This window comes from Ruminococcus sp. RTP21484sp1_RTP21277st1_D2_RTP21277_210401 (genome assembly GCF_040924225.1).
Taxonomy (GTDB): Bacteria; Bacillota; Clostridia; order Lachnospirales; family Lachnospiraceae; genus Blautia_A; species Blautia_A faecis.
Window position 1 is genome coordinate 67,948 of the sequence record NZ_JBCOMJ010000012.1, and the last position, 22,139, is coordinate 90,086.

Sequence of the window (22,139 nt, forward strand, 5' to 3'; positions counted from 1 at the left end):
CGTGTGTCTCCTTTCGATATCAGACAATCGGAACTGATGAAATGCTTCTTGCGTGTAAGTATATCATAACTCCGGTTGTCGTTCTATACCGAATCGGAATCTTCATACAAAACTTCTGATAAAAGATTTTCAAGCCTTTGTTCTGCCATTTCCGGTTTCTTGGAATAGAGCCTTACAATATCTGCCATGTCATTAAAGGCATTAACAGTATGGGTGATCTCCCGGAGAAACATAATCTCGTTATATTCATCATTCGATTCAAACCCCATTACCTTTGCAATATCCGATTCATTCGTGCTGCCCTTGTAATTCTTGCAGGCAAACTGGAATGATTCCAGAAACAGGTTATATTGCTTTAACATTAACAGCAGTAAATCTTTTGAAAAAGCATCTTCCTTTTTACTAAGGTCGAGAGGTAGCTGTTTGAGAATATCGCCCATTGCATCACGAATCTGTAATTCTTTCTTATCCGTAATATCGGTTTCGTATTCATCGGTTTCACCTCTGAGCCATTCAATAGATACATGAAGTGCTTCCGAAAGACCTTCCAGCACCATCTTTTTGGTATTGTCAATCGAACCATTCTCATAACGCAGGATTGTGGAAGCGGTAACTCCCATCTTCTCTGCAACATAAGGCTGTGTCAGATTTAATTCCAGACGACGTTGTTTTGCCCTGCTACCTATCAGCTTGCGTAATTCTTTATCTTTCATGCTGATTGCCTCCTTTTTCGGTATGTATGAATTATAGCATGTACCTCACGTAATTGCAATATGCAATCTAATGATTAATTTTAAAATTTCATAACGCTTGACAACGCAATATAAAACCGCTATACTAACAGTACAACAAAAATTGCATAATGCAATTTAATAGGAGGTGACAAGATGACGGAAAGAAAGATTGCATTATCCATCGAGGAAGCAGCCGACTATACAGGAATTGGCAGAAATACTTTGAGAAAGCTGGTTGAATGGAAGAAGCTTCCGGTATTAAAAGTCGGAAGAAAAGTCCTTATTAAAACTGACATTCTGGAAAAGTTCATGGAAGCCAACGAGGGGCGAGATCTGAGGGATAAAGGAAATGTAAAAGCTGTCACAAGAAATGTGGCAACTTAAAAAGGCGGCTTCCTACGAAACCGCCAAAGGTTCTATCAGACCGAAGCCATGATATACCTACACGCAAGAGGATTATACCATGTGCTTCTCCTGATATGCAACCGGGAACTGTTGTTTATCGGAAAAAGAAAGGATGAAGACGATATGGCGAAATCAACAAAGACTTATGAAGAAAGATTACGTGCATTAGAGAAAAAGGAACAGGAAAGCATTGAAGCTACAAAAAAGCTCATAGCACAGCGGAAGGAACTGGAAAAGAGAAAGAAAGCGGAAGAAAGTAAAAAACGAACCCACAGGCTTTGTCAGATTGGAGGAGCGGTGGAATCAGTTCTTGGCTGTCCGATTGAGGAGGAAGATTTACCAAAGTTGATAAGCTTCTTAAAAAGGCAGGAGACAAACGGGAAGTTTTTCTCAAAAGCGATGCAGAAAGAATTAGTTACAGACATGGAGGAAGTGTAATGGCGGAGGGAGTGGTTTTTCCATTCCCTTCATTGCCTTTGAATGAAGGGCGCACTTATGGACAACCAGAGGTCGTCCTTATAAGTTTGCCACAAGTGGCAACCGGTCTGCGCTTACGCTTGCCGGGCTCGTTCCGTCGGCGGGGCTTTCAGCCAGACCTGCTCATGCCGCAGGGGGCACTCTTGCGCAGAGGGCGTTCCGACAGCTTCACTTCTGCCAAACCAGAAGAAGATGCTGTCGGAAATCAATGCCGGATACGGCAGAAAGGGGGAATCGTATCATGGCGATATTTCACTTTACAGTAAAGATTGTCGGGCGCAGTAAAGGAAAATCTGTCATATCCGCATCGGCATATCTTAATGGAGATGTGATGAAGAATGAGGAAACAGGCAGAATCAGTTACTATACTTCCAAAAAGGAAGTCGTCTACACCAGTCTGATGATGTGCGAAAATGCACCTCCTGAATGGCTGCATGTACCGGAAGAAAATATAAAAAGGTTTCAACAGTCTATCCGTTATAAAAGAGCGGATGATAAAGATGCCGCACTGGAAAAGTTTAAAATCACATTTCAGAAACAGCGTCTATGGAATGAGGTATTGAAGATAGAAAAAAATGCAGATGCACAGCTTGGACGCTCATTTGAATTTTCCCTGCCGAAAGAATGGAGCAGACAGGAACAGATTGATTATACAACCGAATATATTCAAAAGACTTTCGTGGATAAGGGAATGTGTGTCGACTGGAGCATACACGATAAGGGCGATGGAAACCCACATGTGCATTTACTTGTAACCATGCGACCATTCAATCTGGATCATTCATGGGGCAGCAAAGAAGTCAAGGACTGGGATTTTGTCAGAGATACTGACGGAAATATCGTGGTTGATGAATCCCACCCGGACTGGTGGCAGGATAAGAAAAATCCTGATCGGCATGGAATCCGCATTCCGGTACTTGATGAAAACGGAGTACAGAAAGTCGGGGCAAGAAACCGAAAACAATGGAAACGGGTTCTGACCGATGCTACAGGGTGGAACAATCCAAAGAATTGTGAGTTATGGCGAAGCGAATGGGCTAAGATGTGTAACCGGCATTTATCCATAGACAATCAGATTGACCACCGCTCTTATGAAAGACAGGGCAAATTAAAAGTCCCTACGATTCATGAGGGTGCGGATGCAAGAAAGATTGAGGAAAAATATCTCACCGGACAGATAAAGAAAGGTTCATGGAAGGTCGAGGAAAACCAGATGATTAAAAAACAAAATGCACTGATGCAAAAGGTAATTGCAACCTTTAGTAAAGTATCCGGTGCATTGTCGATGTGGAGGGAGTGGTTGAATGACATTAGAAGAAAGCAAAGAAGTAATTCCCATGATGGAAGCAATGATTACACAGATAGAGGAACAGCAGAATATCATGGCAGAGATGCTTCAGGAGATACAGGAAAAGGACGAGAAGCTGATGTGCTTTCAGGAGCAGGAAGAACGATTGCAGCAATTAGAGAAAGAATTATCAGAGCTGCTTCAAATCTTGCCGGATACAGAAGAACTGCTGATGCTTCTGGAAGAAAAGACAGACCAGATACAGCAACTTACAGACGAGAATCAGCAATGGCAGGAATTGGCACAGAAATTAAACAGCGAGAACCGGCTATTGCAGAAACAGAACAGCGAATTACTGAACTTGAACAGCAATTAGAGAAAGGAAGGTTGATTGATGAACGAATTAAGAAACTCAAAGAGCGACGATCAACTGGAAGAGTTGCTTCTGCTGACAGAGCAGATGCAGGAAGAACTCGACCAGAAAGACCGGACTATCCGGGAACTGAAAATGCAGCTCGACGAATCGCTGACCTTGAACGAGAGGTTAAACAGCGAGAACAGAGTCGGGAACATTCAAGCCTTAAAGAACGACTTGAGGAAAACAAAAGAATTATTGCAGAGCGAGAAAAAGAAAACGCACACCGCCCAAGCCATGATAGAGGAATGTCGAGATAAGCAGAGACAGGCAGAACAGGAACGGGATTATGCACTCTCCCATCAGAAAAAAGTAGAAATACCGGTTGAAAAGCCGGTGCTCTATCAAAAGTGCGGGAATTGTAAACAGACAGCTTATCTGAAAGCTAAGGAAAGGTATGATACACAGAGAGAAAAACTGGCAGGCAGATATAAAGCAAAAACAGCTATATATGAAGCATTGATGTTTCTGCTGATATGGTATTCCGTATCAACTACTCTTTTTCAGATGATACGGTCAAAAATATTTATTTCTGATTGCGTGGTATTCTTTGATACAATCGCCACTTTTGTACAGACCATTGCTGGCTGGATTGCACTGATAGGAAAGAATGTGGCACAGATTAGTAATGGAATATCCAATCCTGTCATTGCCGGAATTATATACTGGCTGATAAGAATATTGATTTGCGGTGGATGTCTGGTGGGTGCGGGAATACTTGTAGCGTTTATAGGGATAAAGATTGCAGGGCTATATAAGAAATACTGTTGGGATATGATTACCATACTGGTAACACTTATAAGCATGGAAATAGCAATCTACTTTGGAGATTGGATAAAGACAGTATTGCCGATCAATCTGCTATTTTTCTTATTATTCGTGCAACTGGTATATGTTGGAATCAGGTGGTATGTAAAAGGCTGGCGGGAAACAAGGGGATATTATTAAAAATCCGATTGTAAACACACAATTTTATATATGTGCTTAATCACACCTCTTTGTATTTTAATAAAATCCTACAAAAGCTTTGAAAACAAAGGATTCATTGTAATGTGTTCGCTTTATCCCTTTATATGATTTCACACTATGTTCCCCTTGCCCTGACTGTTCATAATGGTAAAAGCAAGGGCTGGAAAAACGCATAACGCAATACAACAAAGTGTAGCAATTGGGATATTATGAACGAAGAAATCATCTTTTCATAAGCAGTCAATAAGGCTGAAGGAATTAATCTCTGCCGCCTTATTGACTTTCAGGTGGGCTTCAATTATAATTAAATCAGCTGATTTAAAACAAGCGATTTAGTAAAAGGAGAGATAAAGTATGCCACCAAAAGCCAAATTTACAAAAGCAGAAATTATTGAAGCCGCATTAAATATTGTCAGGGCAGACGGATATGAGGCTTTGACTTCAAGAGCGTTAGGAACATATCTCGGTAGTTCGGCAAGACCCATTTTTACTGTATTTAAAAATATGGAGGAGGTTCAGCAGGATATGATTAAATCTGCTAAAGCTCTGTATAAAGAATATGTCAATAAAGGACTAACAACAGAGCCCCCGTTTAAAGGGGTGGGTACACAATATATTCTCTTCGCTGTTAATGAGCCTAAGCTTTTTCAACTCCTCTTTATGACGGAGCAAAAACAAATTCCTGACTTATCTGGTGTACTTCCGCTGATAGATGAAAGTTATGAGCAAATTCTATTGTCAATTCAAGATGATTACAAAATTTGCAAGGCAGCTGGGAAAAAACTGTATCATCATCTTTGGATATATACACACGGAATTGCAACGCTTTGTGCCACAAAAATGTGCCGATTTACAGACGAAGAAATCAGTATAATGATTACTGAGGTATGTATGAGTATTTTGAAAAAGCTGAAGGAAGGAGAAAATAATGATTAAAGCGAGAAATATAATAAAATCCTACCAAAACGGAGAAAGCCGATTCCAAGTATTAAAGGACATCAGTCTTGATATTGAGGATAATGATTTTGTGGTTATTCTCGGCGCATCTGGTTCTGGCAAGTCAACCTTTTTGAATGTAATTTCAGGTCTTGAACGCCCTGACAGCGGTAAAGTGTTTTATGACGGAAAGGATATTACAGCACTTTCTGATAATGAATTAACTTCATTTCGTAAGGAAAATGTCGGATTTATTTTTCAGCAGTATTATTTGCTACCCAATATGAGCGTTGATAAAAATGTAAAAATGGGTGCTGATTTAGCAAATAATAAAGATTATAAAAACGTCATTAGAGCGGTTGGACTCGGAGAAAAACTACATAAATATCCCAGCGAACTTTCGGGTGGCGAACAGCAAAGAGTATCTATTGCAAGAGCTTTGGCAAAAAGACCGAGAGTATTATTTCTTGACGAACCGACAGGAGCATTAGACGAACAAACAGGACGACAGGTTCTTGATTATATATGTAAACTTCAAAAGGAATATGGTTTTACGATTGTAATGGTAACGCACAATTTGAATATTGCGGAAATGGCAAACACAGTTATAAAAATGAATAGCGGAAAAATATCTGAAATTTACACAAATGAAGCACAAAAGACTGCTTATGAGATAGGGTGGTGATGGTATGCTCGTTGGAATAAAAAATATTTCAAAACTCATCGGTATTTCCATTATAGCCTGTTGTGCTGTTCTTGTTTGTACAATGTTTCTGAACTTTTATTTTGATATTCGATTAATTGAGAGTGAAATTACATCTGAATTATCAATGTTTTTTTATAATGCTCAGGTTTCTACCGCAAAAGTCGTTTGCCTTGTAAGTGGCGGATGCTTGCTTTTAACTGCGATTGTTATGTTGTTGTTTTATATTAAGCATTATATTGACACGCATAAGAAGGAACTTGGGATATTAAAGGCGTTGGGATATTCAAATATCAAAATTGCAAAAAGCTTTTGGGTATTCGGAATTAGTATATTTATTGGAACTGTAACCGGATATGCAGGAGCATTTCTTATAATGCCGTGGTTTTACGCTCTACAAAATGAAGATAAAATGCTTCCTGAGATAACTATCAATTTTCATCCAAGCATTTTATTTTATTTTGTGGTATTGCCGACTGTGTGTTTTTCGGCACTTTCAGTTTATTATGCCTGGTACAAATTCAAAAAACCTGTGTTGCTGCTTTTGAAAGATAATATGCAAACTGCTTCTAAAACACCAAATCATAGAATCGAAAAAAGCAGTGAATTGTCGTTTGTAGAGTATTTGAAAAGGAATACCTTGAAATCTAAAAAGGCACTTGTATTCTTCATTATTTTTGCTTCGTTTTGCTTTTCAGCTATGACACAAATGTCGTTTAGTATGAAAGATTTATCAAGTGAAATGATGGGTGTGATGATGTTGGTCATCGGACTTGTATTAGCGTTTACAACTCTGTTTCTTGCTATAACTACAGTAATAAACGGAAATACAAAAACTATTGCTATGATGAGAGTATTCGGCTATTCACAGAAAGAATGTTGCAGGGCAATTTTAGGAGGATACAGACCGCTGTCCTATATTGGTTTTATAATCGGAACAGTATATCAGTATGGATTGCTTCGGCTTATGGTGGATATTGTATTTAAGGATGTCGAGGGTGTACCTACGTATAAATTTGACTTTCCTACTATGCTTATTTCTCTTGCTTGTTTTATCACGATTTATGAAATTATGATGTATATATATTCTGAAAAAATTAAGAAGATTTCTATCAAGGAAATTATGATTGAGTAACAGGGGAAAATACATACAAACAATATGGATACAGTGCCCTGTCTGGTGAAAAAAACTGAACAATGATACTGGAAAATACCAAATTTAAAAGTTTCATCTGCATTGTCAGAAGTGAAAAAATATAGAATAATAGGGACAAATAAATCTAAAAGGGTTATTTGTCCCTTATTTATCTTTGAATTAAATTTCTAAGGAATCTTCCGCATCTACCCACATTTGCATCGTTCCATCAAGATACAATCTTGCATATTCAAGTGGTTCATCAATAGCAAGTGCATTTAATGCACAATCTGATCCAGGTGTTGTTTTTAAATTCTTTTCTGCTTCCCAGCAGTCAATGCGGAGCATATAGCCAGCACTGGTATATACATCAATGCTGTTTCTGTGTGGATTGTATTCTGCAAATATCGTTCTCATCGTATCAAATCTCCTTATCGTTCAATCAATCATTTGTTAAAAAAATAGAAGCATTTCAATCAGTTCACCATGTCGTTTTAATTTTGTGTTATACTGTTTTATAGGATTTTCTTGCCCTTGTATTTGCCCTTATCAGAGTTCGTAAACACTGGTGGGACAATATAATACAAGGGAAACAATAAGGGAAAGCTCACCTGCGATAAACTTAGTGTTTTCAAGGGCTTGAGAGATATTTGATAATAAAATATAACAATTATTAAATTCCTTGGAATACATGAAATCTCAATTCCAGTTTGCAGGGACGACAAGCGGCTCAGTATGATATTTAATTAAATGTTGCAATGAAAAGATCATTTACCGTAAACAAGCAGTAGATGGTCTTTTTTATATGTTTTTGGGAACAAGTAGAGATTTATAGCTGGTAATATGTGTTTTATCATAATCTGTGAAATAAGATGAGCTAATTCTTCGATTTACATATTTTTTAAGGTGTTCCGGCATGGTATTATGGTACTTATAAAGAACCAATTATATCTGTTGGAGAGAGCGGTGAAAAGTTATGAAGCTATTATTTAAACAAAGGCTGTTTTCATGGTTTGACAGCTATGATATCTATGATGAAGCAGGCAACACTGTTTATGTAGTAAAAGGTCAGTTGTCATGGGGACATAAACTTGTAATTTATGATGCCTATGGAAATGAAGTAGGAATGGTTGTTCAGAAAGTACTTACTTTTCTTCCTAAATTTGAGATTTATAAAAATGGCAGTTATATTGGATGCCTGAGCAAAGAATTCTCATTTCTGACGCCACATTATAATATTGATTACAATGGATGGCATATTGATGGAACCTTTATGGAATGGGACTATAGCATTCTTGATCGAAGCGGTTATTCAATTGCACGGGTTAGTAAAGAACTGTTTCATATGACTGATACATATGTTATTGATGTTCAGGATCCAGGAAATGCGTTGGATGCGCTGATGTTTGTACTTGCGATTGATGCGGAAAAATGTTCTAGGAATTAAAAAGTTGATCTTATTACCGAAGATATTCGGGGATGGGGGAGGTAGCATGGGATTATTCAAAAAGAAAATCGTGAAAAAAACATATGACCGAGAACATATGAAACCAGTTATTCGTGCAAGCATTTGTACTGGAGAAGAAGTAGCAGGGTTCAAAGATATACGGACCGGAAAAATCGAAGAAATCATGCTGATCAGATCGCCGGAGGACTTAGAAAAATTCAAAGAGATATATGAGATAACAGAGAAAATTGCAAAAGAATATTAGACGTTGGATAAGGTGGATGTGTATTGTGAAAAATAAATTTGTTATAGTGACAATATCAACAAAAAAGCAGAATGTAAATGGGGTGATCAGATGGAAGCAGCACAGAGAATTCGATTAATCCGGATAATAGAAAAGATGGAGAAAAACCCGGCATTCAGTAATAAGCTTGGTATAAAGAACACATCTGAATATTTAGCAGAAAAAGAGCAGAATAAATGAAAGACACATATCAGAATGAGTTTCAGAAGGAGAAAAAAATGTTATCGTTATTATTTACAATTTGTATAATTTGGTTTGTAGGAAAATTTTTTATTTTCGGATTAAGAGCATCCTGGGGAATTATGAAATTACTTTGTACAGTTATTTTCTTTCCGGTGATATTGATTGGTATGGTTATAGGTGGACTGATGTACATTGCTTTTCCATTGTTGATTGTCGCTGGCATTATAGCATTGGTGACGTCACATTCATAATGGATCAGGAGGAAGAAAACGAATGGGATATGATATTGAAAAAGAAAAAAGAGAAGCAATTGAAGCTGGGAGTAGAGCGTTGAACAGTCTTCAGGCAGCAAAAGATAATTTAAACAGTGCAAAGAATTGGGGCCTGGTAGATATGTTTGGCGGTGGTTTTTTTACTACGATGCTAAAACATTCTAGAATGGATCAGGCCAAACGGAATATGGAACAGGCAAAGTATGATCTTCGTAATTTCAGTAGAGAATTAAATGATGTAAATATGGCATGTAACTTGAATATCGATACTGGAGATTTTCTTTCTTTTGCGGATTATTTCTTTGATGGTTTTGTTGTGGACTGGGTGGTCCAGGATCGAATCAATAATGCAAAAAGACAGGTAGAAGAAGCTATTCGAAGAACAGAAAGTATCGTCAATCAATTACAGCGTATGTAATGTAAAAGGCAATGAGTCAGAAATGGTTCATTGCCTTTCGTCGAGTTATGGCTTATTTTAATTTTTCTTTTTCGGCATTTAAGAGCTCAAGATTAAGCCCCTGTTCTCCGGCTGTCTTATCTACCCAAAGATTCAAAGAGTCTATGGCTAAAGAAATTTCATCAAGTTTTTTACTAATATAAGCAAAATCTTTCATTTCATCATCGCTGATCTTACCGTCACGGGCAATCTGGATCAGACGACCGGTAAGAGGATTGATTTCATTCAGACTGGCAATTGTCTCCAAAATGATATTTGACAGATCGGTCACTTCTACTTCTGGAACATAACGATGGCCGATTTCGCATTTGTGAGAGCAATAATAATTGCAAAGATCTGGTCTTTTATAGGCATCTGCCATTTGGAGGATATCATAAGGCGTAGGTTCTTGTGTTTCATATTCAAATTTTTCAATTTTTGAATCAGAGACAGCATCCATTTTTTCACTGGCCTCTGCTCTTGTAAGTCCTGCCGCTTCTCGGTAAAGCTGGTAAATTGTTTTGTTTTCCCTGGTGGATTGTTTACCCATGAGAATTTCCTCCCCGTATATCGCCAAACATGCAGAGCATCTATGTTCCAGGCTGCATGCTGAGCGTGTATTTCTTATATGAATTTTATTATACATAAATTATGAACTAACAACAAGTAATAGACTTTGTAAAATTATCATTTTAGGGTTTATATCAAAGAATGCTCAAGGAAGTTTAGCCGGTTGGTTGTCGGGATTTTTGTACAGCCATTTATTGTAAGATGATAACATCAAAAAAGAAGAAAAATCCAAGGAGGACTGGCAAATGAAAGGTTATGAAACAAGCAACGGATATATGGGATATGTAGAAGGCAAATACATTTTATTTGCCAGTGAGCAAGAGTATTTCGAGTTTATGGAAGATTAAGGGAGGAAAAATCATGTTTGGATTTGATAAGATGTTTGATTTTAACAGAGACGGGAAATTGGATAGTTGGGAACGTGCTGCACAGTTTCAGTTCATGGACGAAATGATGAAGGATGATGAAAAAAGTATCTTTGATGACGACGATGAGATCGATACTTTTGCGGATGCAGGGCTGGATTATGATGAGTTGGAATTTATGGATCCGGATGAAAGAAGAGAAGTTTTGGAAGATGCAGGACTGGATCCGGATGAGTTTGATTTTTGAAACTGAATGATATAGTTTAGAATAGCTGAGGCTGATTAGGGTCTCGGCTATTTGCTTTGGCTGATGGGAAGAAACAAGGAAAGCAACAAAATACGGAAAGTTATTTATGACAATTTATTACATGTAAGGTATAATAATGAACAAGAGGTTTAAATTGTACCTCTTGTCTATTTTATATGGATTTTATAACGATGGCAATGTAAGGATGGCTGTAACGGAAGATGAAGTGGTGGAAAGTCGGAAAAGGTATGTAGAATACTGATTCTTAATATTATCTCAAGAGGAATTAAAGTATGATGTATACAGTAAAACGAATCGATGAAGACCTGGATTTTGGTTGTGAAGAACGACTGGATGATGCACCAGTCATGGCACTAGTGACTCTTGTGGATTCTTCTGGAAAAGAAGTGACAGTAAAAGCAGAGGATGCCAAGCTCTATGAGCGTAATATCAATGAAGGAGACAAAGTTTGTCTCGATGTAAATAATAAATTGGAAAAAGCAGAATGAAAGCTACAGGGAGAAAGTAAATGGTAAAGCAAATTGTAAGAGACGTTTTCTTTTTAGGCCAACCATCCGAACCGGCCACGAAAGCAGATATCCAAGTTGGAAAAGACCTGCAGGATACGCTGCAGGCGAACCGGGAGCGTTGTGTGGGTATGGCGGCAAACATGATTGGTGTAAAGAAGAATATCATCATTGTAAATATGGGCTTCATAGATGTTGTGATGTTCAATCCGGTGATTGTTTCAAAACGTGACATGTATGAGACAGAAGAAGGCTGTTTATCCTTAGATGGTGTTCGTAAGACGACCCGGTACCAGGAAATAGAAGTAGAGTATTATGATTTCAACTGGAAAAAACAGCGGCAGAAGCTGTCCGGATGGACGGCTCAGATCTGCCAGCATGAAATTGATCATTTGTCTGGAAAGATAATATAACTGAATGCGGACCTGGAATGTCCGCTTTACAAAATGATACATATGGCGATGGACAAGGAGAAATAATTTGAATATACAGATTTTTGGAACAAAGAAGTGTAATGATACAAAGAAAGCAGAACGTTTCTTTAAAGAACGTGGGATTAAGTTTCAGTTTATTGATATGAAAGAAAAGGGCATGAGTAAGGGCGAATTTAATTCGGTTGCCCAGGCAAATGGTGGACTGGAAAATATGATCAACTGGGAGGGCAAGGATAAGGATCTGCTTGCGCTTATTAAATACATTGCAGAGGAAGATAAATTTGAGAAGGTACTGGAAAACCCGCAGGTGATTAAAACACCGGTGGTTCGTAATGGAAAACAATCCACTCTTGGATATCAGCCGGATATCTGGAAAGCGTGGAAGTAAGAGATCGGAGGATAGGCAGCTAATGGAAGAATGTAGATTTCATATTGGTGATGTAGTCCAGCATTTTAAACGGGAAAATGTAAATTTGGAAACAGCAGAGTATTTGTATCGGTTACGGCACCATTTTATCTGGCAAAACTATTTCAGCCATATTTCTCTGAAGGAGCTGCCATTGTTAATATTTCATCTTCCCGTGACCGTATGAGTCAGCCGCAAACAGAAAGTTACACTGCAGCAGCCGGTTCATCGTGTCGGAAATCCTATGGATATTGCCAATATGGTATTGTTCCTTTGCTCTGAAAAAGCAGGCTTTATCACAGGTGAAAACATTTGTATTGACGGTGGTATGACAAAACAAATGATTTAGTAGTCGATTTTGACACTGCAATCAAAAAAATGAAAAGATATTTATCTTATATTACATAAAAATGTGCGGATACACATAAGATGGGAATAGATATTGAAGCTCAGATTGTTCTATGATAGAATATTATTACTAAAAAGTGTGTAAAAGCACGGAATTGAGGAATATAATGATAGAAATTAAAAGAGATGCTTATCTACAGCAGTTGACCATGCGAAAAGATAATGGAATGATAAAGGTGATTACCGGTATTCGTAGATGCGGCAAATCTTTTTTGCTGTTTAATATTTTCAAGAGATATTTACAGGAGAATGGTGTTGCTGCCGATCATATTATTGAGATTGCCTTGGATGGTATTGAGAATGAGGAATTAAGAGATCCCAAGGTGTGCTTTAAGTACATCAAAGATGCCATGAAGGATGATGATAAGTATTATCTTCTTCTGGATGAAGTACAGTTCATGCCACGATTTGAGGAAGTGCTGAATAGCCTGCTCCGCATGAGCAACATTGATGTGTATGTCACCGGAAGCAATTCTAAGTTCTTGTCCAGCGACATTGTGACCGAGTTTCGTGGCAGAGGTGATGAGATCAGAATCTATCCCCTCTCTTTTGCAGAGTTTTATTCTGTCTATAAAGGTGATTACGACGATGCATGGGATGACTACATGACCTATGGAGGATTGCCGCAGGTCGTAGGTTTACAGAGCGAACGACAGAAGGCAGATTACCTGAAAAATATCTTTGCAAATGTTTATCTGAAGGACGTAATTGAAAGAAACAAGATCCAAAATGTGGATGAAATTGGCATTCTGGTTGATGTGCTTGCATCTGCAATCGGTGCACTGACCAACCCTTCAAAGATTGCTAATACCTTTGCCAGTGAGCGTCAGATGAGTTATACAAACAAAACGATTTCCAATCATATCGACTATTTGGCAGATGCGTTTTTGATTTCTAAAGCAAGCCGATACGATATTAAGGGCAGAAAGTATATCGGTGCAAATATGAAATACTACTTTACCGATCTGGGTCTGAGAAATGCCCGTTTGAATTTCAGGCAACAGGAGCCTACTCATATCATGGAGAACATTGTTTATAACGAGCTACTGATTCGTGGCTACAATGTTGATGTGGGTGTTGTGCAGATCTTTGATAAAGATAAAGAGGGCAAGCGTGTACGTAAGCAGTTGGAAGTTGATTTTGTAGTTAACCAAGGCAATCAGAGATACTACATCCAGGTTGCTTATGACATGACTTCAGAAGAAAAGCAGACTCAGGAGTTCAATTCTCTGCGTAATATCCCGGACTCTTTCAAGAAGGTTGTTATTGTAAATGGCAGCAAAAAGCCTTGGAGAAATGATGAGGGATTTGTCATCATGGGAATGAAGTATTTCCTTTTGGACGCAGATAGTTTAGAGTTTTGACATTGGATATAGATAAATTAAATCGGAAGTCATGGAGATAGTTTTATTATGATTTTGTGCTTTTTAGGACATTGACAAGCATCTATGCGTATGGTAATTTGATGTATAGATGATTATCTATGTGAGGCGGCGAAAATGGAAGCAAAGGATATGATACTAATATGTAAAGCATTATCAGATACAAATAGACTGGAGATTGTTCAGATGCTGTCAGACGGAGAAAAATGCGGATGTAAGATTCTGGATAAATTCAATATCACGCAGCCTACTTTATCACATCACATGAAAATATTGGTTAACTGTGGGATTGTAAATGACCGTAAGGAAGGCAAGTGGCATTATTATTCTCTGAACAAAAAAGTAATAAGAGCGGCAAGTTCATTTGTTGAAGCTTTGGGAAGGTAGGAAATGAAAGAAGAATGCAAAAGGCAGAATACCGTTATTATGAAATTTCTTAGGATCTTCCTGTTATGGCATTAAGTGGTAAAAAATGGGAATATTTATTTGTGGATGTGGAAGAAATTTTAAAAGAGGTTTTGTAAATGTTCCAGAAAAATATATTTATGTTGAACAGAATCTATCGAAGAAAATAAGTGTTTTGGAGAATGCTGGAAGTACGAAGGCTGCGGCACTTATGCAGATGATAATAGAAGAAATACAGCTGAGACAAGCAAATTATAGATATACTGTTTCAACGCTTGCGTTTAATCTTGTGCTGTTTTTTGATCGTTTAGATAATGAAAACATAAAGTTTCAGAATAATTCCCGGGAAACTTCAGATTATACACGTAAAATTATAAGTTATATAGAATTACATTATATGGAGGACATCGGGGGAAAGGATTTTGCAAGGGCATGTAATCTGAGTGAGACACATATGCGGAGGATCTTTATAGAGTCTGCTAATATTACACCATCAGAATATCTAAATCTGGTTCGGATTAAGAAGGCCTGTGAAATGCTCGCAAAAGAAAAATGTTCCATAGAAAAAGTGTCTAATTCTGTAGGATACCCGGTGATATCTACATTTATGCGTAATTTTAAGAAAATAACGGGAATTTCACCAAATGCATGGCGGAGAAAAGCGTTGGAGAATCCGGAAAATGTGGCAGCCTACCAAGTATCAGTGTTTAAGGGGTGGTAAAATATATAGGGTGCCACCAGGAACAGTAAAAAAACAGTTGCCAAAAGGACAAACAGTCACAATCCCTGTATTTTCAGCTAGGTTTTACCATGTATGAGGAAGAAGAAAACCGCTGGCGGTGTTCCTTCCGATCTGATGGAAAATGGATTAATGTAAATGAACTTTTGCAGGCATTTTGCGGAGGTGGACATGCTGCGGCAGCAGGCGTGCGTAAGCGTACAAATGACGTAGATAAATTCAGGCCGGAAATACTTGAGCGGATTGTTATGATGAGAAAGATTTCCGGTCAGAATAAATAAGAATTAGAAACGGAACACAGGAGAATCGGGAGATGTAGAATGATGGAAAAGAAAAGAACCTATATTGCAATCGATCTTAAGTCATTCTATGCGTCTGTGGAATGTAAAGAACGAAATCGGGATCCTTTGACGACCAATCTTGTGGTTGCAGATAAAAGCAGAACAGAGAAAACGATCTGTCTTGCGGTATCTCCAGCCTTAAAGTGTTATGGGATCCCCGGAAGGGCTCGTTTATTTGAGGTTGTTCAAAAAGTAAAAGAAGCCAACAGTGCCCGCAGGTGGAAAGCACCGAACAGAACATTTATTGGTTCCTCTGATGACAGTGCAGAATTAAATAGTAATCCTGCACTGGAGATTGATTATATTGTTGCTCCTCCCCGGATGGCTCTCTATCTGGAATACAGCACCAGAATTTACAGCATTTATCTGAAATATATTGCGCCGGAAGATATTTTCCCGTATTCGATTGACGAAGTATTTATTGATGTAACGGATTATCTGCATACTTATAATATGACAGCAAGAGAACTTGCAATGGCCATGATACAGGATGTGCTGAAAACGACAGGTATAACGGCAACTGCAGGAATCGGAACAAATATGTATTTGTGCAAGATTGCGATGGATATTGTGGCGAAGCATATTAAAGCAGATAAAGATGGTGTACGAATTGCGGAATTGGATGAAATGTCATACCGAAGGAAACTCTGGAGTCACAGACCACTTACGGATTTCTGGAGAGTAGGGAAGGGATATGCAAAGAAGCTGGAAGAATACGGGCTTTATACAATGGGTGATATTGCAAGATGTTCCATCGGAAAAGAGAATGAGTTATACAACGAAGATCTGCTATATAAACTGTTTGGCGTTAATGCAGAGCTGTTGATCGATCATGCCTGGGGGTATGAACCCTGTACCATGGAAATGGTTAAGGCCTACAAACCGGAAATGAACAGTGTTTGCGCCGGACAAGTACTTCATTGTCCTTATGATTTTGAAAAAGCAAAACTGGTCGTAAAAGAGATGACGGATCAGATGGTTTTGGATTTGGTGGATAAGAAGCTTGTAACGGACCAGATCGTGTTGACAGTTGGTTATGATATTGAGAATCTGAACAATGCCGACAGGAAAAAGCAGTATCATGGAGAGGTTACGATCGACCGTTATGGAAGAAAAATCCCGAAGCACGCACATGGAACGACTAATCTGAAACGGCAGACTTCCTCAACCAAGATGATAACTGATGCAGTAATAGAGCTATATGACAGGATCGTTGACAGAAACCTGCTTGTCAGAAGAATCAATATCACAGCAAACAGGCTCGTGGATGAAAGTTCTGTGAAGAAAGAAGAAGTGTATGAGCAGTTGGATCTTTTTACGGATTATGAGGCGCAAAGGAAAAAGCAGGAAGAGGAAGCGGCTGTGCTGGATCGCGAAAAACGTATGCAGGAAGCGATGCTCAGTATCAAAAAGAAATTTGGAAAAAATGCTGTACTGAAGGGGATGAACCTTCAGGAAGGTGCAACCGCCAGGGACAGAAATGAACAAATTGGCGGACATAGGGCATAAAGGAGTTGGAAGGGATGAAAAATAATTCTTATGACGATATCATCAATTTACCGCATCCGGTCTCTAAGAAGCATCCACAAATGCCTCTTCGGGACCGGGCAGCACAATTTGCTCCTTTTGCAGCCTTGACTGGGCATGATGCTGCGATAAAAGAAACCGCAAGATTAACCGATGAAAAATTGGAACTGAGTGAGGAAGTGATTGCTCAGCTGAACGAAAAAATCAATATAATCAGGAATAATATCGGTATAGAACAGAATGTATCGATAACTTATTTTATTCCCGATGCAAAAAAATCCGGTGGATCTTATGTTATGTGCTCTGGTATTGTAAAAAAGGTAGACGAATATGAGCACACCATAATCATGACGGATCAAACGGTCATTCCAATCGAACAGATAAGTGATATTAAATGTGAAGAGTGGTAAATTTGAGAAAAGATACAAAGAAGTTAGAATGTTTTTAAGGAAAAGCTGGAGATGATGTGCCATGGCTTCATTTGATCAGAAGCTCCGTGCGTTATCCGAAAATGATTATTGCCCGAACTAAACATCCAAAATATAGCTATGAAGGAGTCGAGATTCACGATATAACTGATTGGTTGTTACGGAGAAATCAAAGCTGATGGAGAATAAGCGTTATGATCAGAAAGATGCAGAACACAGATATTAATAGAGTTGCCGACATATGGTTAAAGAGCAATTTAAAAGCACATGATTTTATTCCGGAGCAATATTGGACAAGTAATTATGAATTAGTGAAAGAAATGATGTCACAAGCGGAAGTCTATGTGTATGAAGATGATAAAATGATTCAGGGATTTGTAGGACTAAGTAACGAATACATTGAAGGGATTTTTGCATAGCATTCTTTGCTCTATAAGAAGTTCACGAAATGTACCACATCAAGTTGGAATTGTTGACAATCATATTGGCCTAGACTATACTTGATTTATTAAGCGTGGCTCGAAAATTCTTATTGTCAGAAAAAAGTTAATCCTAAAGGGGAATAGGAGATTATTGACAGTTAAATATAACTTATAAAACCATATAAGTAGATGTTGAGCTCAAGAAGGTAAAACTTTCATAAAGAGGTGTCAGAATGGATAAAAAAACAACGTTGGAAATGATTGCAGCAATTTCAAATGCAAACGGTACATCAGGCTTCGAAGATGAAGTGGTTGCAGCAATTCGTCCTTATGCAGAAGGACTCGGAGAAATCACAGAAGATCGCATGCGCAACCTATATATTCGCCGTAAAGAAAATAACGGCAAACGTCCGGTTGTTCAGCTTGATGCACATAGTGATGAGGTTGGCTTTATGGTGCAGGCTATCTGCCCGAATGGAACTCTCCGCATCATTCAGATCGGAGGTTGGGTGAACCACAATATTCCAGCTCATAAAGTCCTGGTCCGCAACCGATTCGGAGAATATATTCCGGGTATTACTGCCAGCAAGCCTCCGCATTTCATGACAGAGCAGGAGCGTAAAGCACCTCTGGATATGAAAGATATTACAGTAGATGTTGGCGCTGTTTCTAAAGAAGAGGCGGTTGAAAAGTTCGGCATTCGTATCGGTGAACCGGTAGTGCCGGATGTGACATTTACATATTCAGAAACCACAGATCTGATGGTGGGCAAGAGCTTTGACTGTCGTCTGGGATGTGCGGCAATTCTTAAGACCATGCATACCCTGGCTGGTCAGGATTTGAATGTGGATATTGTTGGCGCGTGTGCAGCACAGGAAGAAGTTGGTGTACGTGGTGCCACTGTGACAGCACAGGTAATTAAGCCGGATATCGCAATTGTTTTTGAAGGCTGCCCGGCAGATGATACGTGCGTTGAGCAGTATATGGTTCAGACTGCTATTAAGCGTGGCCCGATGCTTCGTCACATTGATTCACGCATGATCACCAATCCGCGTTACCAGAGATATGCGCTTGATCTGGCAGAAAAGCTTGGCATCCCGGTTCAGGATGCAGTACGCAGTGCTGGTTCAACCAATGGTGCAGTTATACATCTGACTGAAAAAGCAGTTCCGGTCATCGTTATTGGTGTTCCGGTTCGCTATGCGCACACACATTACGGAATTTCAGCTTATGCTGATTTTGATAATGCGGTTAAGTTGGCATGCGAAATTCTTAAAAGACTTGACGAAGAGCAGATTATGAGTTTTTAAAAAAATATAATGATGTGCTGAAAGCGACAGGTATAACGGCAACTGCCGGAAAAGGATATGCAAAGAAGCAGCAAAGAAGCGCATCACAGTTATTTAAACTTTTATGTGACAAACGTAACTGTCTGTGATATTATGAAAGTAATATAAGCGAAAATGACTTTTGCAGAAACGAAAGTATCTTCAAATTTTATTTAAAAATATACTTCTTCTAATGGATTAGAAAGAAGTTATATAGATACGGAACGGTATGAGTACAAAGAACATTACCAGTGAACAGTAATGTAGGAGAACAGTTCGAATATATGTATCGGCTGTTCTCCTTTTGTTTTCAGGCATTAATGGGGGAATATTTTCTATATAAGTGTTGGGAGATTTTATGGAAAAGTTTAAGGCAAATGATACTCTGGAAACGATCAAACAGAGCGTACTTTCCAATGGTACAGAGGTTGATGGGATGACGGAGCTGAAATTCAGCTATACCTCCAGAATCAGATATTATTATGAAAATTATGTAATCCGGGAATCAGCACCGGATTTCCTCCAGAAGCTGGAACGTCATGCTCTTATAGAGCATCTGCGGAATCACAAACGTTTTGTGTATCGTTATCAGTCCGTGAAAAACCATGCCGGACATGAGTATTTTGAGTTACAGGTGATCCGTCTGGAGACAGGCAACAGGGATGATTATAAGATCATTATGGGATTTCGCTATATTGATTTTATTGCACAGCCAGATGAAAAACAGTTGGAAGAAAACATAATGAGGAAAATTCAATGAAAATAAATAGTACAGCTGCTGAACATATTAAGAAATATTGCTATATTGTTGGCATTCTCTCTTTCCTGCTTGCATTTTTTGCGTGTAGCCAGATGATCCGATATCAGGAAAAAGAAAAAAAAGCAGTGGGAACTTATATGGCACAAAGCACGATAAGGAGAGTCAAGGAAAAGCTGGACAATTATATAACGATTTCTGATCTTCTGGGAAATTATATTATTGATGGATCGGATATGGATGAAAACATTTTTTCAGAACTGGCAGAGAAGATCCCCAATGAGGAAGGTGTGGTAAAGGCGTTTGAGCTGGCGCCGGAAGGGATCATAACCGAAATCTATCCTATGCAGGGAAATTCAGAGGCTATTGGATTGGATGTACTGGGGGAACATGAACGGAAAAAAGATGCAATTCTGGCTAAGAAAACCAGGGAGTATACACTCGGCGGTCCCTATCAGTTAAAGCAGGGAGGTACCGGAGCATTACTTTTTAAACCGGTTTATCGAACTGACGATTCTGGAAAGAGTAGTTTCTGGGGATTTGTACTTCAGGTAATCGACTGGGATCGTTTCATGAGTGATATAAATCTGAAATCCTTAAGTCAGGCGGATTTCTGTTATAAGATCTGGTCATATGACAGAAGCAGTGAAGATAAGGTTATTCTTGCCCAGAGTCAGGAGAATATGCCGGAAGACAGCCTGACGATAGAATGTGAAATCCCGAATAACACATGGTATTTTGATATTGTGCCTTCGAATGGGTGGATCCCGGTTTCACACTGGCTTCTCGCCATTGCCGCTTCTTATATATTTTCATTATTGGTCGCTACAATTTATTATCAGATCTCCAGCAAAAAACACAGAGAAAAACAATATGCTGCTGATCTTAAGAAAGCAGCGGAACTGGCAAAAAGTGCCAATGAAGCAAAAACGCGATTTTTGTTTAATATGAGCCATGATATCCGGACGCCAATGAATGCGATCATAGGTTTTTCCGGATTACTGGAAAAGAATCTTCAGAACGAGGAAAAGGCAAAGGAATATCTGGGAAAAATCTGTTCTTCCGGAAATCTGTTGATGACGATCATTAACCAGATCCTGGAGATAGCCCGTATTGAAAGCGGTACTACAGCGCTGCAGCTGAAAGCTGAGGATATAAACACAGTATTTCATACGGTAAACACAGTATTTGAAGAAGATATAAGCAAGAAGAACCTGCAGTATTCGACAGATTTAGATGTATATCACACGTTTATCTTTTGTGACAGAGTGAAACTTCAGGAGATAATGCTGAATATTATCAGTAATGCAATAAAGTACACGTCCGATGGGCATGCGGTCCATGTAAAGATATATGAGAAAGATTCAGAGGATCCCCGGAAAGCCCGGTTTATTTTTACCTGTGAAGATACAGGCATTGGCATGAGCGAGGAATATCTTCCACATATTTTTGAAGAATTTTCCAGAGAGCATACAACCACAGAGAACAAGGTCGCTGGTACAGGACTGGGCCTTCCTATTGTGAAATCCATGATTGAGCTGATGGGAGGAAGCATCCAGGTAGAGAGCACGCAAGGTGTCGGGACAAAATTCACGGTAGATATTTCTTTTGATATGGCATCAGAATCGGATGTATATAGGGATCAGATATCTGAACAGCCAGATGTATTAGAAAAGCTGGAAGGAAAACGTATTCTTCTTGCAGAGGATAATGATCTGAATGCAGAGATTGCGATAGAACTGCTTGCGGAACAAAAGATCATTACAGACCGTGCGGAAGATGGAGCAGAGTGTCTGGATAAGCTGGAGAAAGCAGATTCCGGATATTATGATATGATTCTTATGGACATTCAGATGCCGGTGATGGATGGATATGATGCTGCAGCCAGGATACGCAGAATGAAAGATGAGAAAAAAGCCTCCATCCCCATTATTGCAATGACAGCAAACGCCTTCGCAGAGGACAGGCAGAAGGCAATATCGATGGGAATGAATGATCATGTGGCAAAACCAATTGATATGAATGTACTTTTACCGGTGATAGCAAAGTATATAAGGTGAAAGATCAGTGTTACTGTTCATTGGTAACGTTCCGCGAGGTGTTTTTTGTGAACAAAGTTCACAGAAAACCCGAGAATCTCAGCGAGAAA

Annotated in this window: 29 protein-coding genes and 1 pseudogene; 27 read left to right on the top strand and 3 right to left on the bottom strand. The window is 38.8% G+C overall.

Annotated elements, in window-relative coordinates; genetic code table 11:
* Nucleotides 1-83: 83 nt before the first annotated feature.
* Entirely contained in the window at nt 84-713 is a 630-nt protein-coding gene (locus AB5706_RS09895) for a helix-turn-helix domain-containing protein (protein ID WP_015520978.1), read from the bottom strand.
* Nucleotides 714-887: 174 nt separating this feature from the next.
* Here AB5706_RS09895 and AB5706_RS09900 point away from each other — a divergent pair, with 174 nt between their 5' ends.
* The 8 genes from AB5706_RS09900 (at nt 888) to AB5706_RS09935 (ending at nt 7,062) form a co-directional block, all read left to right on the top strand.
* Nucleotides 888-1,118: a helix-turn-helix domain-containing protein gene (locus AB5706_RS09900; protein WP_003505382.1), complete on the top strand. Its 231-nt coding sequence runs from the start codon at nt 888-890 to the stop codon at nt 1,116-1,118.
* 144 nt (nt 1,119-1,262) lie between these two features.
* Nucleotides 1,263-1,577 (top strand): relaxasome subunit MobC, encoded by a 315-nt coding sequence (locus AB5706_RS09905; RefSeq protein ID WP_173770547.1) that lies wholly within the window; start codon nt 1,263-1,265, stop codon nt 1,575-1,577.
* Complete coding sequence (locus AB5706_RS09910; RefSeq protein ID WP_005345966.1) at nt 1,577-1,882, top strand: hypothetical protein; 306 nt, start codon at nt 1,577-1,579, stop codon at nt 1,880-1,882. Before AB5706_RS09905 ends, AB5706_RS09910 begins: the two co-directional genes overlap by 1 nt.
* Nucleotides 1,858-3,579 carry a MobA/MobL family protein gene (locus AB5706_RS09915; RefSeq protein ID WP_173770548.1) on the top strand — a complete coding sequence of 574 codons (1,722 nt, stop codon included), beginning with the start codon at nt 1,858-1,860 and terminating at the stop codon, nt 3,577-3,579. The genes AB5706_RS09910 and AB5706_RS09915 overlap by 25 nt, the downstream gene beginning before the upstream one ends.
* Complete coding sequence (locus tag AB5706_RS09920; protein WP_173770549.1) at nt 3,557-4,267, top strand: DUF6040 family protein; 711 nt, start codon at nt 3,557-3,559, stop codon at nt 4,265-4,267. Before AB5706_RS09915 ends, AB5706_RS09920 begins: the two co-directional genes overlap by 23 nt.
* Nucleotides 4,268-4,642: 375 nt before the next feature.
* Nucleotides 4,643-5,224 carry a TetR/AcrR family transcriptional regulator gene (locus AB5706_RS09925; RefSeq protein WP_173770550.1) on the top strand — a complete coding sequence of 194 codons (582 nt, stop codon included), beginning with the start codon at nt 4,643-4,645 and terminating at the stop codon, nt 5,222-5,224.
* Nucleotides 5,217-5,909 (top strand): ABC transporter ATP-binding protein, encoded by a 693-nt coding sequence (locus tag AB5706_RS09930; RefSeq protein ID WP_015517697.1) that lies wholly within the window; start codon nt 5,217-5,219, stop codon nt 5,907-5,909. The genes AB5706_RS09925 and AB5706_RS09930 overlap by 8 nt, the downstream gene beginning before the upstream one ends.
* 4 nt (nt 5,910-5,913) lie before the next feature.
* Nucleotides 5,914-7,062: an FtsX-like permease family protein gene (locus tag AB5706_RS09935; RefSeq protein WP_173770551.1), complete on the top strand. Its 1,149-nt coding sequence runs from the start codon at nt 5,914-5,916 to the stop codon at nt 7,060-7,062.
* 180 nt (nt 7,063-7,242) lie between these two features.
* Here the strand turns inward: AB5706_RS09935 and AB5706_RS09940 are convergent, their stop codons facing one another.
* Nucleotides 7,243-7,479, bottom strand: coding sequence for a DUF6061 family protein (locus AB5706_RS09940; RefSeq protein WP_008373065.1), 237 nt, complete (start codon nt 7,477-7,479; stop codon nt 7,243-7,245).
* Between the two features lie 559 nt (nt 7,480-8,038).
* Here AB5706_RS09940 and AB5706_RS09945 point away from each other — a divergent pair.
* The 4 genes from AB5706_RS09945 to AB5706_RS09960 all read left to right on the top strand — a co-directional run bounded on the left by AB5706_RS09945 (nt 8,039) and on the right by AB5706_RS09960 (nt 9,686).
* Nucleotides 8,039-8,509, top strand: a complete 471-nt coding sequence (locus AB5706_RS09945; RefSeq protein WP_173770552.1) for an LURP-one-related/scramblase family protein — start codon at nt 8,039-8,041, stop codon at nt 8,507-8,509.
* 46 nt (nt 8,510-8,555) lie between these two features.
* A complete protein-coding gene (locus AB5706_RS09950; protein ID WP_118512505.1) occupies nt 8,556-8,774 on the top strand; it encodes an aspartate dehydrogenase in 219 nt (72 codons plus the stop codon).
* A gap of 90 nt (nt 8,775-8,864) precedes the next feature.
* Nucleotides 8,865-8,993 carry a hypothetical protein gene (locus tag AB5706_RS09955; protein WP_267904431.1) on the top strand — a complete coding sequence of 43 codons (129 nt, stop codon included), beginning with the start codon at nt 8,865-8,867 and terminating at the stop codon, nt 8,991-8,993.
* Between the two features lie 276 nt (nt 8,994-9,269).
* Nucleotides 9,270-9,686, top strand: a complete 417-nt coding sequence (locus AB5706_RS09960) for a hypothetical protein (RefSeq protein ID WP_173719342.1) — start codon at nt 9,270-9,272, stop codon at nt 9,684-9,686.
* A gap of 52 nt (nt 9,687-9,738) precedes the next feature.
* Here the strand turns inward: AB5706_RS09960 and AB5706_RS09965 are convergent, their stop codons facing one another.
* Nucleotides 9,739-10,254 (bottom strand): helix-turn-helix domain-containing protein, encoded by a 516-nt coding sequence (locus AB5706_RS09965; RefSeq protein WP_173717405.1) that lies wholly within the window; start codon nt 10,252-10,254, stop codon nt 9,739-9,741.
* Between the two features lie 380 nt (nt 10,255-10,634).
* Between AB5706_RS09965 and AB5706_RS09970 the strand changes: the two genes are divergently transcribed.
* The 15 genes and pseudogenes from AB5706_RS09970 to AB5706_RS10040 all read left to right on the top strand — a co-directional run bounded on the left by AB5706_RS09970 (nt 10,635) and on the right by AB5706_RS10040 (nt 22,050).
* Nucleotides 10,635-10,886: a hypothetical protein gene (locus tag AB5706_RS09970; protein WP_148463119.1), complete on the top strand. Its 252-nt coding sequence runs from the start codon at nt 10,635-10,637 to the stop codon at nt 10,884-10,886.
* A gap of 293 nt (nt 10,887-11,179) precedes the next feature.
* The gene (locus tag AB5706_RS09975; protein WP_118577842.1) at nt 11,180-11,395 is read left to right on the top strand and encodes a hypothetical protein; all 216 of its coding nucleotides are present in this window, start codon (nt 11,180-11,182) and stop codon (nt 11,393-11,395) included.
* Between the two features lie 20 nt (nt 11,396-11,415).
* Nucleotides 11,416-11,826, top strand: coding sequence for a peptide deformylase (locus AB5706_RS09980; RefSeq protein ID WP_117990283.1), 411 nt, complete (start codon nt 11,416-11,418; stop codon nt 11,824-11,826).
* A 67-nt stretch (nt 11,827-11,893) separates the two neighbouring features.
* A complete protein-coding gene (locus tag AB5706_RS09985) occupies nt 11,894-12,235 on the top strand; it encodes an arsenate reductase family protein (protein WP_148463118.1) in 342 nt (113 codons plus the stop codon).
* Between the two features lie 90 nt (nt 12,236-12,325).
* Nucleotides 12,326-12,602, top strand: a pseudogene (locus tag AB5706_RS09990) (SDR family oxidoreductase); the annotation flags it as partial.
* A 169-nt stretch (nt 12,603-12,771) separates the two neighbouring features.
* Nucleotides 12,772-14,025: an ATP-binding protein gene (locus AB5706_RS09995; RefSeq protein WP_148463136.1), complete on the top strand. Its 1,254-nt coding sequence runs from the start codon at nt 12,772-12,774 to the stop codon at nt 14,023-14,025.
* A 135-nt stretch (nt 14,026-14,160) separates the two neighbouring features.
* Complete coding sequence (locus AB5706_RS10000; protein WP_148463117.1) at nt 14,161-14,430, top strand: ArsR/SmtB family transcription factor; 270 nt, start codon at nt 14,161-14,163, stop codon at nt 14,428-14,430.
* An 85-nt stretch (nt 14,431-14,515) separates the two neighbouring features.
* A complete protein-coding gene (locus AB5706_RS10005) occupies nt 14,516-15,169 on the top strand; it encodes a helix-turn-helix domain-containing protein (RefSeq protein ID WP_148463116.1) in 654 nt (217 codons plus the stop codon).
* 89 nt (nt 15,170-15,258) lie between these two features.
* Nucleotides 15,259-15,468, top strand: coding sequence for a DHHA1 domain-containing protein (locus AB5706_RS10010; protein ID WP_173774191.1), 210 nt, complete (start codon nt 15,259-15,261; stop codon nt 15,466-15,468).
* A gap of 42 nt (nt 15,469-15,510) precedes the next feature.
* Nucleotides 15,511-17,037, top strand: a complete 1,527-nt coding sequence (locus AB5706_RS10015) for a Y-family DNA polymerase (protein ID WP_368366052.1) — start codon at nt 15,511-15,513, stop codon at nt 17,035-17,037.
* Between the two features lie 14 nt (nt 17,038-17,051).
* Complete coding sequence (locus tag AB5706_RS10020; RefSeq protein WP_342981956.1) at nt 17,052-17,465, top strand: hypothetical protein; 414 nt, start codon at nt 17,052-17,054, stop codon at nt 17,463-17,465.
* 212 nt (nt 17,466-17,677) lie between these two features.
* A complete protein-coding gene (locus tag AB5706_RS10025; protein WP_173719327.1) occupies nt 17,678-17,902 on the top strand; it encodes a GNAT family protein in 225 nt (74 codons plus the stop codon).
* 236 nt (nt 17,903-18,138) lie between these two features.
* Nucleotides 18,139-19,215 (top strand): M42 family metallopeptidase, encoded by a 1,077-nt coding sequence (locus tag AB5706_RS10030; RefSeq protein ID WP_148463113.1) that lies wholly within the window; start codon nt 18,139-18,141, stop codon nt 19,213-19,215.
* Nucleotides 19,216-19,591: 376 nt separating this feature from the next.
* On the top strand, nt 19,592-19,993 hold the full coding sequence (locus AB5706_RS10035; RefSeq protein ID WP_368366045.1) for a hypothetical protein: 402 nt from the start codon (nt 19,592-19,594) through the stop codon (nt 19,991-19,993).
* Nucleotides 19,990-22,050 (top strand): ATP-binding protein, encoded by a 2,061-nt coding sequence (locus AB5706_RS10040; RefSeq protein WP_368366046.1) that lies wholly within the window; start codon nt 19,990-19,992, stop codon nt 22,048-22,050. Before AB5706_RS10035 ends, AB5706_RS10040 begins: the two co-directional genes overlap by 4 nt.
* Nucleotides 22,051-22,139 lie beyond the last annotated feature (89 nt).

What these genes read in the sequence shown, in the direction of transcription:
- AB5706_RS10040 (WP_368366046.1), top strand. Translation starts at nt 19,990, where the DNA reads ATGAAAATAAATAGTACAGCTGCTGAACATATTAAGAAATATTGCTAT.
- AB5706_RS10030 (WP_148463113.1), top strand. Translation starts at nt 18,139, where the DNA reads ATGGATAAAAAAACAACGTTGGAAATGATTGCAGCAATTTCAAATGCA.
- AB5706_RS10005 (WP_148463116.1), top strand. Translation starts at nt 14,516, where the DNA reads ATGGGAATATTTATTTGTGGATGTGGAAGAAATTTTAAAAGAGGTTTT.
- AB5706_RS09930 (WP_015517697.1), top strand. Translation starts at nt 5,217, where the DNA reads ATGATTAAAGCGAGAAATATAATAAAATCCTACCAAAACGGAGAAAGC.
- AB5706_RS09920 (WP_173770549.1), top strand. Translation starts at nt 3,557, where the DNA reads ATGATAGAGGAATGTCGAGATAAGCAGAGACAGGCAGAACAGGAACGG.
- AB5706_RS09935 (WP_173770551.1), top strand. Translation starts at nt 5,914, where the DNA reads ATGCTCGTTGGAATAAAAAATATTTCAAAACTCATCGGTATTTCCATT.
- AB5706_RS09965 (WP_173717405.1), bottom strand. Translation starts at nt 10,254, where the DNA reads ATGGGTAAACAATCCACCAGGGAAAACAAAACAATTTACCAGCTTTAC.
- AB5706_RS09900 (WP_003505382.1), top strand. Translation starts at nt 888, where the DNA reads ATGACGGAAAGAAAGATTGCATTATCCATCGAGGAAGCAGCCGACTAT.
- AB5706_RS09905 (WP_173770547.1), top strand. Translation starts at nt 1,263, where the DNA reads ATGGCGAAATCAACAAAGACTTATGAAGAAAGATTACGTGCATTAGAG.
- AB5706_RS09970 (WP_148463119.1), top strand. Translation starts at nt 10,635, where the DNA reads ATGTTTGGATTTGATAAGATGTTTGATTTTAACAGAGACGGGAAATTG.
- AB5706_RS10000 (WP_148463117.1), top strand. Translation starts at nt 14,161, where the DNA reads ATGGAAGCAAAGGATATGATACTAATATGTAAAGCATTATCAGATACA.
- AB5706_RS10010 (WP_173774191.1), top strand. Translation starts at nt 15,259, where the DNA reads ATGTATGAGGAAGAAGAAAACCGCTGGCGGTGTTCCTTCCGATCTGAT.
- AB5706_RS10015 (WP_368366052.1), top strand. Translation starts at nt 15,511, where the DNA reads ATGGAAAAGAAAAGAACCTATATTGCAATCGATCTTAAGTCATTCTAT.
- AB5706_RS09980 (WP_117990283.1), top strand. Translation starts at nt 11,416, where the DNA reads ATGGTAAAGCAAATTGTAAGAGACGTTTTCTTTTTAGGCCAACCATCC.
- AB5706_RS09910 (WP_005345966.1), top strand. Translation starts at nt 1,577, where the DNA reads ATGGCGGAGGGAGTGGTTTTTCCATTCCCTTCATTGCCTTTGAATGAA.
- AB5706_RS09925 (WP_173770550.1), top strand. Translation starts at nt 4,643, where the DNA reads ATGCCACCAAAAGCCAAATTTACAAAAGCAGAAATTATTGAAGCCGCA.
- AB5706_RS10035 (WP_368366045.1), top strand. Translation starts at nt 19,592, where the DNA reads ATGGAAAAGTTTAAGGCAAATGATACTCTGGAAACGATCAAACAGAGC.
- AB5706_RS09975 (WP_118577842.1), top strand. Translation starts at nt 11,180, where the DNA reads ATGATGTATACAGTAAAACGAATCGATGAAGACCTGGATTTTGGTTGT.
- AB5706_RS09955 (WP_267904431.1), top strand. Translation starts at nt 8,865, where the DNA reads ATGGAAGCAGCACAGAGAATTCGATTAATCCGGATAATAGAAAAGATG.
- AB5706_RS09960 (WP_173719342.1), top strand. Translation starts at nt 9,270, where the DNA reads ATGGGATATGATATTGAAAAAGAAAAAAGAGAAGCAATTGAAGCTGGG.
- AB5706_RS09940 (WP_008373065.1), bottom strand. Translation starts at nt 7,479, where the DNA reads ATGAGAACGATATTTGCAGAATACAATCCACACAGAAACAGCATTGAT.
- AB5706_RS10025 (WP_173719327.1), top strand. Translation starts at nt 17,678, where the DNA reads ATGATCAGAAAGATGCAGAACACAGATATTAATAGAGTTGCCGACATA.
- AB5706_RS09950 (WP_118512505.1), top strand. Translation starts at nt 8,556, where the DNA reads ATGGGATTATTCAAAAAGAAAATCGTGAAAAAAACATATGACCGAGAA.
- AB5706_RS10020 (WP_342981956.1), top strand. Translation starts at nt 17,052, where the DNA reads ATGAAAAATAATTCTTATGACGATATCATCAATTTACCGCATCCGGTC.
- AB5706_RS09915 (WP_173770548.1), top strand. Translation starts at nt 1,858, where the DNA reads ATGGCGATATTTCACTTTACAGTAAAGATTGTCGGGCGCAGTAAAGGA.
- AB5706_RS09895 (WP_015520978.1), bottom strand. Translation starts at nt 713, where the DNA reads ATGAAAGATAAAGAATTACGCAAGCTGATAGGTAGCAGGGCAAAACAA.
- AB5706_RS09945 (WP_173770552.1), top strand. Translation starts at nt 8,039, where the DNA reads ATGAAGCTATTATTTAAACAAAGGCTGTTTTCATGGTTTGACAGCTAT.